11 protein-coding genes are annotated in these 13902 nt (G+C 50.7%); all 11 read right to left on the bottom strand.

Features of this window, described 5'->3' with window-relative positions; translation table 11 throughout:
* Window positions 1–5: 5 nt before the first annotated feature.
* Window positions 6–626: a 50S ribosomal protein L3 gene (gene rplC / locus SPIBUDDY_RS14385; protein ID WP_013608502.1), complete on the bottom strand. Its 621-nt coding sequence runs from the start codon at window positions 624–626 to the stop codon at window positions 6–8.
* Window positions 627–643: 17 nt separating this feature from the next.
* Window positions 644–952 carry a 30S ribosomal protein S10 gene (gene rpsJ / locus SPIBUDDY_RS14390; protein WP_013608503.1) on the bottom strand — a complete coding sequence of 103 codons (309 nt, stop codon included), beginning with the start codon at window positions 950–952 and terminating at the stop codon, window positions 644–646.
* Window positions 953–1016: 64 nt separating this feature from the next.
* Complete coding sequence (gene tuf, locus SPIBUDDY_RS14395) at window positions 1017–2207, bottom strand: elongation factor Tu (RefSeq protein WP_013608504.1); 1191 nt, start codon at window positions 2205–2207, stop codon at window positions 1017–1019.
* A 394-nt stretch (window positions 2208–2601) separates the two neighbouring features.
* On the bottom strand, window positions 2602–3072 hold the full coding sequence (gene rpsG / locus SPIBUDDY_RS14400) for a 30S ribosomal protein S7 (protein ID WP_013608505.1): 471 nt from the start codon (window positions 3070–3072) through the stop codon (window positions 2602–2604).
* A gap of 18 nt (window positions 3073–3090) precedes the next feature.
* Complete coding sequence (gene rpsL / locus SPIBUDDY_RS14405) at window positions 3091–3465, bottom strand: 30S ribosomal protein S12 (protein WP_013608506.1); 375 nt, start codon at window positions 3463–3465, stop codon at window positions 3091–3093.
* A gap of 175 nt (window positions 3466–3640) precedes the next feature.
* A complete protein-coding gene (gene rpoC / locus SPIBUDDY_RS14415; protein ID WP_013608508.1) occupies window positions 3641–7921 on the bottom strand; it encodes a DNA-directed RNA polymerase subunit beta' in 4281 nt (1426 codons plus the stop codon).
* A 15-nt stretch (window positions 7922–7936) separates the two neighbouring features.
* Window positions 7937–11455, bottom strand: coding sequence for a DNA-directed RNA polymerase subunit beta (gene rpoB / locus SPIBUDDY_RS14420; protein ID WP_013608509.1), 3519 nt, complete (start codon window positions 11453–11455; stop codon window positions 7937–7939).
* 173 nt (window positions 11456–11628) lie between these two features.
* Complete coding sequence (gene rplL / locus SPIBUDDY_RS14425; RefSeq protein WP_013608510.1) at window positions 11629–12012, bottom strand: 50S ribosomal protein L7/L12; 384 nt, start codon at window positions 12010–12012, stop codon at window positions 11629–11631.
* A 70-nt stretch (window positions 12013–12082) separates the two neighbouring features.
* Window positions 12083–12607 (bottom strand): 50S ribosomal protein L10, encoded by a 525-nt coding sequence (gene rplJ, locus SPIBUDDY_RS14430; protein ID WP_013608511.1) that lies wholly within the window; start codon window positions 12605–12607, stop codon window positions 12083–12085.
* A 15-nt stretch (window positions 12608–12622) separates the two neighbouring features.
* Window positions 12623–13312, bottom strand: coding sequence for a 50S ribosomal protein L1 (rplA, locus tag SPIBUDDY_RS14435; RefSeq protein ID WP_013608512.1), 690 nt, complete (start codon window positions 13310–13312; stop codon window positions 12623–12625).
* A gap of 1 nt (window position 13313) precedes the next feature.
* A complete protein-coding gene (gene rplK / locus SPIBUDDY_RS14440; protein WP_013608513.1) occupies window positions 13314–13745 on the bottom strand; it encodes a 50S ribosomal protein L11 in 432 nt (143 codons plus the stop codon).
* Between the last annotated feature and the right edge of the window lie 157 nt (window positions 13746–13902).

Consider the following 13902-nt stretch of genomic DNA (forward strand, 5'->3'; position numbering starts at 1 on the left):
CGCCCCTACTTCTTGATCGCTTTCTTGACGATGACGACACTCTGGGCGGGGCCAGGGATAGCACCCTTAACCATAAGGACCTGCATCTCTTCATCGACACGGACGACTTTCAAGTTTTGAACTGTCATCCTCTCATTACCCATATGGCCAGCCATTCGGTGACCCTTGAACGTGCGAGCAGGGGTGGATGACATTGCGGTACCACCGATATCTCGGTGGAACTTGGAACCGTGGGTAGCGCGACCGCCAGAGAAGCCATGACGCTTGATACCGCCGGCATAACCCTTACCTTTCGTAGTCCCAGTGACATCCACAAAAGTGGCGTCCTTAAATATATCCACGCCCAATACCTCGCCAACAGTGAGTTCCTTATCAAAATCACGGAACTCAATGACATGCTTCTTCGGCTCACACACATCGGTGAACTGGCCAGCATATGGCTTGGTGATAGTGCTTTTTTTCTTGTCAACAGAACCCAAAACGGCAGCACTATATCCGTGCTTCTCGTCAGTGCGTTCCCCGACAACAACATTGCCCTCAATTTTTATTACAGTCACGGGTGTGAGCCTGCCTTGCGCATCAAACACCTGTGTCATTCCAACTTTTTTGCCGATAAGCCCTAACATCTCTTACCTCAACTCTCTTACTGTTTAATCTCTACATCCACACCGGCAGGGAGCTCAAGCTTCATGAGGGCATCCATGACTTTTGATGTAGGATCCAAAATGTCAATCAACCTTTTGTGGGTTCTCATCTCGAACTGTTCACGAGACTTTTTATTGACAAAGGGCGATCTCAGGACAGTGTACTTGTTAATACGAGTCGGGAGAGGAACAGGTCCTGACACGGTAGCGCCAGCCCTGACGACAGTTTCTACGATTGCTTTGGAGCTCTGTTCAACAAGCTCAATATCAAAGCCTCTCAACCTTACTCGAATTCTTTCTTTAGCCATTATTCCTCCAAAAAACGGGCCTTGCCACCATCAGCCGATGATGGCAAGACAATCGTCAATACACTCAGTCGGTAATCTCGGTAACCTGACCGGAAGCAACGGTTCTACCACCTTCGCGGATAGCGAAGCGGAGGCCCTTGTCCATGGCGATCGGGTGGATCAGCTCAACGATAATCTCAGTGTGGTCACCAGGCAGAACCATCTGCTTGCCTTCAGGCAGGTTTACCGTACCAGTGATGTCAGTGGTGCGGAAATAGAACTGCGGGCGGTATCCACCGAAGAACGGAGAGTGACGGCCGCCTTCATCCTTGCTCAGGACGTAGACAGTACCGAGGAACTTTGCATGGGGCATGATCGACTTGGGCTTTGCCAAGACCTGGCCGCGAACAACGTCCTTCTTGTCAACACCGCGCAGCAGTGCGCCGATGTTATCACCTGCCTGACCTTCATCAAGCAACTTGTTGAACATCTCAACGCCAGTTACGACGGTATCACGAGTATCCTTGATACCAACGATGGAGGCGGGTTCGTTTACTCTGATGATACCGCGTTCAATACGACCGGTAACAACAGTACCACGACCAGAGATGGAGAAGATGTCTTCGATCGGCATCAGGAAGGGCAGATCAACAGCACGTTCCGGAAGGGGAACATAGTTGTCCATTGCATCAAGCAGTTCGTCGAGGCACTTGGTGGCTTCGGGGTTGTCGGGCTGGGTCATTGCTTCGTAAGCGCTACCGCGGATTACAGGAGCATTGTCACCATCGAATCCCTGTGCACGAAGAAGGTCACGCATCTCTTCCTCAACGAGGTCGATCAATTCAGGATCGTCTACCTGGTCGCACTTGTTGATAAATACAACGAGGCAGGGTACACCAACCTGACGAGCGAGAAGGATGTGTTCCTTGGTCTGTGCCATTGCACCGTCAGTTGCTGCAACGACGATGATGGCGCCGTCCATCTGTGCAGCACCGGTGATCATGTTCTTGATGTAGTCAGCGTGTCCCGGGCAGTCAACGTGAGCATAGTGCCTATTGGTAGACTGGTACTCAACGTGTCTGGTGTTAATGGTAATACCACGCTCTTTTTCTTCAGGGGCGTTGTCAATCGCATCGTAAGCAAGAGCCTTATCGCCAAACAGTTTAGCGCAGTGCATGGTGATTGCAGCAGTAAGGGTAGTCTTACCATGGTCAACGTGACCGATGGTTCCTACGTTTACGTGTGGCTTGTTCCTCTGAAATTTCTCTTTTGCCATCATTTCCTCCTTGTGACGTTCCATTGACTGTCACAAAAAATAATTAATATGTGCTCATAAAGGCCCAAAGCCTTTACCATTCCGGTTGAGACAAACTAATTACTTGGAAACAAAACATAAGAGGATTCCAGAGGTCCTCAGGCCTGGAGAATCCATCCTGACGACATAGTATAAGTTTTAAAAAAAACTTCGTACTGCCTGAAACCACCTTACTATTGCTTCTGCAATAATTGGTTTGGCTCTTCATAGCACCGCATAGACATAGCTCTGCGGACACCTTATGCACTATATGCGAAAGCAGTTTTTATGTCAAGCAATACTCTTTAATTATATAAAGATACGAAAAAACCGGCCTTTTTTTTGAAAAAAGCCGGTTCTTGTCGGGTTTGCAGGACTACCAGCGGTAGTGGCTGAAGGCCTTGTTGGCTTCTGCCATTCTGTGGGTATCTTCCTTCTTCTTGAAAGCAGAACCAGTATTCTGGTAAGCATCAAGGAGTTCGGCACCAAGCTTCTCAGCCATGCTGCGACCATTGCGGTTACGAGCAGCGGTAATAACCCAGCGCATGGCAAGCGCCTCACGGCGATTGTCGCGAATCTCAACAGGAACCTGATAGGTGGCACCACCGACACGGCGGCTCTTAACTTCTACAACAGGTTTTACGTTTTCCAAAGCTTTGAGAAATACATCCAACGGCTTATCTCCAGTCTTCTCACCAAGGCTAGCCATAGCCTGGTAGATGATCCTGGTACTGATGGACTTCTTGCCATCCACCATCATGCGGCAGATGAACTTCTCAACAATGACACTCCCATATACGGGATCGGGCAAAACTTCCCTAACGGGAGCAGTAGTTCTTCTTGACATATTCTATCTCCTCCCTTATCAAGCCTTGGGTCTCTTCGCACCATATTTGGAACGACTTCTCTTCCGATCTGCAACACCGAGGGTATCCTTGGCACCACGAACAATGTGATAGCGAACACCGGGAAGGTCCTTGACCCTTCCACCACGCAGAAGAACAACAGAGTGCTCCTGCAGGTTATGTCCGATACCGGGGATGTACGCGGTTACTTCAATACCGTTTGAAAGGCGCACACGTGCAACCTTTCTCAGAGCAGAGTTCGGCTTCTTCGGGGTGACGGTCATGACCCTGGTGCAAACACCACGCTTCTGGGGACAACCTTCAAGGGCTGGGGACTTAGTCTTGTTGCGGACACTTGTCCTCCCCTTTCTGATCAGCTGATTAATAGTAGGCATCTTGTAGACACACTCCCTTTTCTTTCTTTGATCCACCGCCTCTCACAAAAGCAGGGATCTGTGCCGCCCCTACGGGCAGCACCTCGTATGTAAAATCCGTACCCAGCATGGACACAATAGTGTGGTTTTTACACGAATCTTCCCAGGCTTCAGAATACGCCGACAGGCGCATCCATCATTCCTCGTCCGAATCGTCCACATCCACGGTATCACCTACGGATTTCATGTCTGCCAAATCTTCGACGTCGAAATCATCGTCATCAATCATCTCTTGACGCCTGGATTCCTTGACCGCATCAACTTTCTGCTGCAGTGCAAGCAATTCTTCGTCCTTGAGTTTTACATCTCGGTACTTCTTCATGCCGGTTCCAGCAGGAATAAGGTGGCCGATGATGACGTTCTCTTTCAGACCGCGTAACTCATCTTTACTACCAGCAATTGCTGCGTTTGTCAAGACCTTGGTAGTCTCCTGGAAGGAGGCTGCGCTGATAAACGAGTCGATGCTCAAGGAAGCACGAGTGATACCAAGCAACAGCGGGCGTGCAACTGCAGGCTCACCACCTTCGGTAATTACCCGATCATTTTCCTCAAAGAACCGATACTTATCAACCTGCTGCCCATGAATCAGGTTGGTATCACCAACATGGACAACCTCGACCTTGCGGAGCATCTGCCTGACAATAACACCAAGGTGTTTATCATTGATCTGTACACCCTGCATGCGGTAGACCTCCTGAACCTCGTCCACGAGGAAGGATTGCAGTGCATTCTCCCCAAGGATGTCCAGGATGTCGTGTGGATCGACAGCGCCGTCACACAATGCTTCTGCAGCCTCTACCGAGTCACCGTCACGGACCAGGAGGTTCCTTCCCATCGGTACCATGTGCTTGTACTCATGTCCAAAGGGGTCGGTAACCACGATGGTTCGCTTTCCCTTGACAATCGAGGCAAAACTGACCAAGCCTGAGACCTGGGCAAGAATTGCAGCATTGCGGGGCCTGCGTGCCTCGAAAAGTTCACCAACACGGGGAAGACCACCGGTGATATCCTTAGTCTTGATACCTTCCTTGAGCAACTTTGCCAGAATGGTACCCTTGAAGACCTTGGTATTATCCTTGATCTGCAGATAGGAACCACCAGGGAGCAGATACACTGCCTCGACATCGCCTTTCCCATGCTCAGCACTGGTAATCTCGATACGGGGCTGGAGTGACTCCAAGCTGTGCTCGGTAATCTTCTTCTCGATGTTACCGGTTTCCTCGTTCACTTCCTCAATCAAGGTAGTGCCCAGTTTGATATCAACGAAGTTGACAAAACCGGCTACTTCAGCCAACACAGGTTCACTGAACGGGTCGAAGGAGACAATCGGAGACTTTGCATCCACAAATTGTCCACTTGCAACCAACAGCTCGGAACCAGTCTTGACCACTTGACTGGTGGAATGACCGACAAGATAGGCCCTTGGGCCAACAATCTTCACCGATCCATTTTCCTCACTGGTCACTTCCTTGCCCTTCTTCAGGTACAACGGAGTTCCCTTGGCTACGATGGATCCATCCTCAACCAGCAGTTTATCGTAACTTCCTTCATCGATGATGGCATTGACACGGAAGTACTCAATGTGACCCTTTCGGGTGAATACATTGACCGAGTCGCTCTCGCGAATGACTCTGGTTCCGGTAATAGTACCGATGAGCACAGGATAGTTGAACGTAAGCTTGTTATCCTCAGAACTCGTCGAAGCAGTACCACCGACATGGAAGGTACGCATCGTAAGCTGGGTACCAGGCTGACCGATGGACTGGGCGGCAATGATTCCCACTGCTTCGCCAATAACAACCGGTCGGTTGGTAGCAAGGTTGCGTCCATAACACTTACGGCATACACCATGCTTGGCCTCACAGGTCAACACGGTCTTCAGCAATACTTTTTCGATACCGGCTTCCTCGATTTTCGTTGCAGTAGCTTCATCGATTTCGACGTTCGCCATAGCAATGACTTCACGGGAGAAGGGGTGCAGAACATCCTCAACAGGACAGCGGCCGACAATGCGCTCAGCAAGCGATTCGACGGTTTCATCACCATCCTTAAGGGCTCCTCGCCAAATACCATTGATCGTGTGACAGTCGTCCTCGTTGATCACCACATCCTGGCTGATATCAACCAAACGACGGGTAAGGTAACCTGCCTCAGCAGTCTTGAGTGCGGTATCGGACAGACCCTTGCGTGCACCGTTGGTGGAGATGAAGAACTCGATGATCGACAGTCCTTCCTTGAAGTTCGACTTGATGGGGAACTCGATGACGTCGCCCGACGGCTTTGCCATCAAACCACGCATACCACCGAGCTGCCTGATCTGCGTCTTCGATCCACGAGCACCGGAGTCAGCCATCAGGAAGAGCGGGTTAAAGCCGTTCTGGCTTACACGCAACTCACCCATCAAAGCATCGGTAAGCTGGTCATTGGTCTGGGTCCAGACCTCGATGACCCTGTTGTACCGTTCTTCCTGGGTGATGTGACCCTGACGATACTGCTCAAGGATTCTCTGCTGTTCGTTGTTCGCCTTGGTGACCAGTTCCTGCTTTGCAGCAGGCACGATCATATCCGACAGGCCAATGGTTGCACCAAAGAGCGTTGCATACTTGTAACCGACATCCTTGATGGAGTCGAGCATCTCAACGGCGATGGAGTTGTCATTGGCCTTCAGGGTATCACCAATCAATGCCTTAAGCTCCTTATCACCGAGGGTTGCGTTCTGGAACGGAACACTCTTGGGAAGGACGGCATTGAAGAGCACACGGCCCGGAGTGGTATCAATTTTGGTACCATTGGCAAACTTATAGCGAATCTTTGCATTATAGGAGAGCAAACCACTATCAATGGCCATTTCCAGCTCTCCGATGTTGTCAAAATACTTGCCCTCGCCGGCAGCCCCTTTCATGTCACGGGTCAGGTAGTTGATACCAAGAACCATGTCCTGAGAAGGATATACGATTGGTTTGCCGTTGGCTGGGTCGAGCAGGTTGGTAACACTGAGCATCAGTGTCCAGCACTCGAGCTGAGCAGCATGCGTCAACGGTACGTGGACAGCCATCTGGTCACCGTCGAAGTCAGCGTTGTAGGCATGACATACCAACGGATGCAACTTGATTGCCTTTCCATCGACGAGAACGGGATCGAAGGCCTGTATGCCCAAACGGTGCAACGTAGGTGCACGGTTGAGCAGTACCGGATGCTCCCTGACTACTTCATCAAGGATGGACCACACGGCATCAGTCTCTTCCTCAACCAGGCTCTTTGCCTTCTTGATGTTGTAGACAACGCCATCCTGTACCAGCTTCTTCATAATGAAGGGCTTGTACAGTTCAAGAGCCATCTTCGAAGGAAGGCCGCACTGGTGCATTCTCAACTCGGGACCGACAACAATAACCGAACGACCGGAGTAGTCAACACGCTTTCCAAGCAAGTTCTGACGGAATCGCCCCTGCTTGCCCTTCAGCATATCAGACAGACTCTTCAGAGGCCTGTTGCTCGCACCCTTGACTACCCGCTTGCGCTTGGAGTTGTCAAAGAGAGCATCAACCGCTTCCTGAAGCATTCGTTTCTCATTACGGATGATGATGTCCGGAGCATTCAGCTTGACCAGACGATCGAGACGGTTGTTACGGTTGATCACACGACGGTACAGGTCATTCAGATCGCTGGTGGCGAAACGGCCGCCATCGAGCTGGACCATAGGTCTGAGATCGGGGGGAATTACAGGAATAACGGTAAGGATCATCCACTCAGGGCGGTTGCCGCTGTCGCGGAAGTTCTCACATACCTCAATACGCTTGAGCAGGCGCTTGTCAGCCTTGTCACCTTTGAGGCGCATCTGTTCGCGAAGTTCGCGGGAGAGTTCCTCCAGGTCAAGGTTTACCAAAAGCTTTCTGACAGCCTCAGCACCCATGCCGGCCTCAAAAGAGTCACCGTACTGCTCACGTGCCTGCCAATACTCCTCTTCAGAGAGGAGTTGCTTGGGCTTGAGGTTGGTGTCTCCTGCATTGATCACTACATACTTCTCATAATAGAGAACACTCTGCAGCGAGTTGCGGGTAATATCGAGCAGCATGCTCATGCGGCTTGGAACGGAACGGTAATACCAAATGTGGGAAACGGGAGCTGCCAAGGTAATATGACCCATACGTTCACGACGAACCTTGGTATTGGTTACCTCAACACCGCAACGATCACAAATCACACCCTTGTATCGGATCGACTTGAATTTGCCGCAGTAACATTCCCACTCCTTGGTGGTACCGAAAATCTTTTCACAGAAGAGACCATCGCGCTCCGGACGGAGGGTGCGGTAGTTGATCGTCTCCGGCTTCTTCACCTCACCGTAGGACCAATCCTTGATCTGCTCCGGCGAAGCCAGCTTTATCATGATGCTATCGAAATCTTGAATTTCTTTCATCCGTACTTCTCCTGGTTAGTTGAGGGAGCCTTTCGACTGCTTGGCGATCAACTCTTCATCTCGTTCAGTAAGTGGCACTTGCCGACCCTTGGAGTCATACACAGACATATCCAGAGCCAAGCCACGGATCTCCTGAACCAATACATTGAATGCCTCGGGCATTCCTGCAGTAGTGGCCGGTTCTCCCTTGACGATACTCTCATAAATCTTGACACGTCCGTTCATGTCGTCACTCTTGATGGTCAAAAGCTCCTGCAGCGTGTTGGCAGCGCCATACGCCTCAAGTGCCCATACTTCCATCTCTCCAAGTCTCTGACCACCGAACTGAGCCTTACCGCCAAGCGGCTGCTGGGTTACCAGTGAATAGGGACCGGTTGAACGGGCATGCATCTTGTCATCGACCAGGTGGTGCAACTTCAAATAGTAGATATATCCGCAGAATACAGGATTCACGAAGGGGACACCCGTAAGACCATTATAGAGAACAGTCTTGGAGTTCTCAGGCAAACCTGCCTCGCGCATTTTCTCTTCAATCTGAGCCATGGAAGCACTCTGGAATACCGGAGTGGAATACCACTTGTCCAGTTTCACAGCAGCCCAACCGAGCTGGGTCTCCATCAGCTGTCCGATGTTCATTCGGCTAGGAACACCCAACGGGTTCAAACAGACATCCAGAGGCGTGCCATCGGCCATATAAGGCATGTCTTCCTCGGCAAGAATTCGGCTTACAACACCCTTGTTACCGTGTCGTCCTGCCATCTTGTCACCCTGCCTCAGCTTGCGCTTGGTGGCAATGAGGACCTTCACCGTCTCCTCGACACCCGGGGGAAGCTCATCATTATTGCTTCGCTTCAACCGCTGAATGTCAATGACGGTACCCTCGGTTCCATGGGGAACCTTCAGGGAGGTGTCACGGACTTCCTTGGCCTTCTCACCGAATATCGAGTTGAGCAACTTGAACTCAGGAGTAGTATCGCTTTCACTCTTGGGTGTTACCTTGCCTACCAGAATCGAGCCCGGACGGACTGCGGTTCCAATACGTACAATACCATCCTCGTCGAGCTGCTCGAGCATTTTTTCGCTGGTGTTGGGAATATCCCTGGTCAGCTTCTCAGGACCGAGCTTGGTCTCGCGGATATCGGTGGTGAACTCCTTGATATGCACAGAAGTGAAAATATCGTCCTTGACTACCCGTTCACTAATAAGGACGGCGTCCTCATAGTTGTACCCGTTCCAAGGAACAAATCCGACAAGAATGTTACGACCGAGGGCCAACTCCGCACTCTGCGTTGCAGGTCCATCGGCAAGAACAGCACCGGCTTCAACATGTTGGCCGAAAGAAACAATCGGCTTCTGATTGAAACAAGTATCTTGGTTTGTCCTCTGGTACTTCTGAATCTCATAGGTATCCAACTGACCCTGGATCTGCGCCGAATCAGGCTGGATCACTACACGGTCCGAACTGACGTAGGTAATCGTTCCACTGCGCTTTGCCTTCACCAATACACCGCTGTCATAAGCAGTCTTTGCTTCCATGCCGGTACCCACGCGCGGGGTTTCGGGGAATACAAGGGGAACTGCCTGACGCTGCATGTTCGAACCCATCAGGGCGCGGTTGGCGTCGTCGTGCTCGAGGAATGGAATCAAGGAGGCTGCAACGCTGATTACCTGCTTCGGGTCAACGTCCATGTACTTGATTTCGACAGGCGGCTTGGTGGAGTAATCACCACTTCTGCGCACCGGAACTTCTTTTTCCTGGAAGTTTCCATCAGTATCCAGCTTTGCCGAAGCCTGGGCGATGAAGAATTTCTCTTCATCGTTTGCATCCAAATAGCGATACTGCTTGGACACCACACCGTTTACTACCTTGCGATAGGGGGTTTCCAAGAAGCCATGCTGGTTGATGCGGGTATAGTTTGCCAACGAGACAATCAGACCGATGTTTGGTCCTTCAGGAGTCTCGATGGGACAGATACGACCATAGTGGGTGTAGTGAACGTCACGAACCTCAAAGCCCGCACGATCACGTGATAGACCACCGGGACCGAGTGCATTGAGCCTTCTCTTATGAGTAAGCTCAGCAAGCGGATTGACCTGGTCCATGAACTGCGAAAGCTGGCTGCTTCCGAAGAATTCCTTGATGGCTGCCACAATCGGCTTGATCGAAATCAGGTCCTGCGGTTTGACCGAACCGGTCTCCAGGTTCATTCGCTCCTTGGCGATGCGCTCCATGCGGGCGAAAGCACTCTTCAGCGCATTCTGCAAAAGCTCACCGACCGAGCGGACACGCCTGTTGCCCAAGTGGTCAATATCATCGACGTTATGTTCACGGATAAACACCTTGATCAGGAAATCCATCGTATTGACGATATCCTGCGGGGTGAGAACGGTCAAATCGGTGGAAGCATTCTCCTCTTCCTCTTCAGTGCCGGTTCCAAACTTCTTATTGAACTTGTAACGTCCTACAGAACCGAGATCATAGCGGCGGTTGGAGAAGAACATATCAGGAAGGTCCTTCTCTGCACGCTCGATGGCAATCATCTCACCAGGCATCAAGACTGAGAAAATCGGGGAAAGTACGTCTTCCTTGGTAGGTTCATCGCAGCCTTCACGAGTATACTTGGCATCCTCAATCTCGAAACAATTGAGAATCATGTCACTGTGCAGGGTTCCTTCACCACGGAGGTTGACTAATTGCACCTCATGAACATTGAGCTTGAGCAACTCGTCGATTTCGTGGGCATGCAGCATGTCACCGGCGCGCAAAACCTTCTTCTCGGTTTTTTCGACCTGTGCATAGACATCCTTGAAGAGATACCTGTTTTCCAAGTTTGACTTCAAGTCTGAATCATCTGCAAGCTCTACTGTTTCGGAACTGTAAAACTGCTCAAGAATCTTCTCACGGGTGTCAAACCCGATTGCACGCAGAAAGAGCGTACCTAGAATACGCTTCTTTCGGTCAATCTTGGTGAAGATCAAATGCTTTTTATCATCAATCTCAAACTCCAACCAAGAACCCCGATAGGGAATAATCCTGGAGGAGTAGACATCTTTCTCATTCGAAAAAATGACACCGGGGGAGCGGTGAATCTGACTGACCACAACGCGCTCGGCACCATTAATAATAAAGGTACCACGGTCGGTCATCAGCGGAATATCACCAAAGAAAATCTCTTTCTCCCTCATTTCTCCATTGGAGAACTCAAGGCTGATCGTGACTTTGATGGGCACACTAAAGGATCGACCTTTCTTCTTGCACTCCGTTTCGGAGAACTTGATATTATCAAGGTCAATCGTATACCCCTTATAAGCGAGACGCATCTCACCATTGGGGCTGTCAATGGGGAATGTCGACTGGAACACTTCCTCAAGCCCGTACGACGAATCCGGACCTAATCCCTGCTTGCAACGTTCAAGCTGCAAAAATCTCTCATAGGAATCAAGCTGGATCCCGATAAGGTTGGGCAGTTCACAGACTTCATGTAATTCAGAACCGATGTACGTGCGTGTTATGGATTTGCCTTTGGCAACCATCATGTACCCTCCAAAGTCAATTGAGAAACAGACAGCATCCCTCTATGGAGAGGGAAACGATAGACACAACAGGCCACCGGTGTCTATCCGGTGGCTCAATGAACCGGGCGTTGGCCCTTTTACAAAAATCAAGAACAGGGAACCAGATAGCAATCCGGTCCCCCATGCCAAGATTAGTCAACGGGCTTAACTTCAACAGTACAACCAGCAGCTTCAAGTTTCTCCTTGAGAGCAGCTGCATCGGCCTTGCTGACGCTTTCCTTAACAACCTTGTCACCTGCTTCAACCAGGTCCTTTGCTTCCTTCAGGCCGAGGCCGGTGATAGCACGGACTTCCTTGATTGCTGCAATCTTCTTGGTCGGATCGCAAGCCTTGAGGATGACGTTGAATTCAGTGGGTTCTTCCACTGCAGCAGCAGCTTCAGCAACGGGGCCGGCAGCAACAGCGGCGGCAGCAGCCTTTACACCAAACTTGTCTTCCATCATCTTGATGAGGTCAGCGACTTCCATTACGGACATTTTTGCGATCGATTCCAAAATCTCTTCTTTAGTAGCCATATTATCTTCTCCTTATAGAAGTTTTGTCTGCACAGTCATAGCAGGTTACCTGTGAAGACTAAGACTGTGTTCAGTTCTCTTCGGTGGCGGAAACAGAACCGCCATTGTTCTCGACATAGGCAAGCAAAGTTGCTGCCAGCTTCTGCACCGGGGCCTTCATGGTGCCCATCAAGGAAGCAATCAATTCCAGCTTGGTCGGGAGCTTGCTGAAAGCCTCAACCTCTTCAGGAGTGAAAAACTTACCATCGAGCATTGCACCCTTAACCTGGAGGGGGGAACCCTCCTTGCTAGAGGCAAACAGGTCCTTAGCTACAATATTCGCCTCATCACCACGGACAAGTGCAATGGCGGTCGGACCAACCAGCTGAGCATCAGCCTGGTTGTTCAGTTCGGTCAAAGCAATCTTTGCAAACCGGTTCTTTACAACACGGTAGGCAGCGTCCTTCTTCATGAGGGTTCTTCGCAGATTGGTAATCTGTTCAACAGTCATTCCACGGTAATCGGTGAAGATGTATCCGGTATACTGGCTGAACTCATCCTTCAATGCCTTTACGGCCTCTTCCTTGGCGGGGGTAATACGAGTCTTGTAATCCATTGTATGCATCTCCTCTTATACCGAAGCCATCAGGTCCTTCACGTTGACCCTGACACCAGGACCCATCGTGGAGGAAAGGGCGATGCTGACTACGAAGTCAGCCTTAGCATCGGAAGGCTTCTTGCGGATGATTTCCTTGACGACAACACGAGCGTTTTCGCTCACCTTGTCGGCATCCATGGAAATCTTTCCTACAGCGATGTGAATAACGTTGGTCTTGTCGGAGCGGAACTCTACACGGCCCTTGGTAAGCTCAGCGAGAGCAGCCTTCAGGTCAAAAGTTACCGTCTGTGTCTTGGGGTTCGGCATCAAGCCTCTGCGACCAAGGATAGGACCGAGACGACCGACGTCTTTCATCATATCAGGGGTGGCTACAGCCACATCAAAATCCATCCAACCGCCACGGATCTTCTCGATCAGGTCGTCGTCACCGACAAATGCGGCACCGGCCTGGCGAGCTTCCTCTGCCTTCTCACCCTTTGCGAATACAAGTACACGCTTCTGGGCGGAAAACTGGTGGGGGAGTACTACCGTGTCACGAACACTCTGGCTCTTCTTGAGGGTAAGTTTGACAGAGATCTCAACGGTCTCATCAAACTTTGCAAATGCAACGTCCTTTACCAGGGCGGAAGCCTCTTCGAAGGTATAGAGCTTGGAACGGTCAATTTTCTTGATGCTTTCGCGATAATTCTTTCCGTGTTTCATCTTACTGCTCCACCTCTACGCCCATACTGCGGGCAGTTCCTGCAATGATCTTCTTGGCGGCCTCAATGTCATTGGCGTTGAGGTCTTCAAGCTTGGTCTGTGCAATGTCGGTCAGCTGTGCCTGAGAAAGCTTGCCAACCTTCACCTTGTTGGGACTACCGCTTCCGCTGGCAATACCAAGAGCTTTCTTGATAAGGACGGCAGCAGGGGGAGTCTTCAGGATGAACGTGAAGCTCTTGTCGGCATACACAGTAATGATGACGGGAAGAATAAGTCCAGCTTCGTAGTTCTTCGTTTTTTCGTTGAACTCCTGGACAAACTTAGGGGCACTGACACCATGAGGTCCAAGCGCGGGCCCAATCGGGGGTGCCGGCGTAGCCTTCTGGGCAGGGCACTGCAATTTGATGACTGCAGTTACCTTTTTCTTTGCCATGTTTCTCTCCTTACGCGACAATCCCACCCATCGGGTGGTTTTTCGATTTCGCGCTGGTCTTAACGCCTGTCATACGATCAGGCTCCCACCTCATACAAGATGAGGGAGTAATCACACACAAAAGGACTCGGTTGTAAAAAATCAGAAAACTCTCTTG

It is taken from the genome of Sphaerochaeta globosa str. Buddy (assembly GCF_000190435.1).
GTDB classification, from domain to species: Bacteria; Spirochaetota; Spirochaetia; order Sphaerochaetales; family Sphaerochaetaceae; genus Sphaerochaeta; species Sphaerochaeta globosa.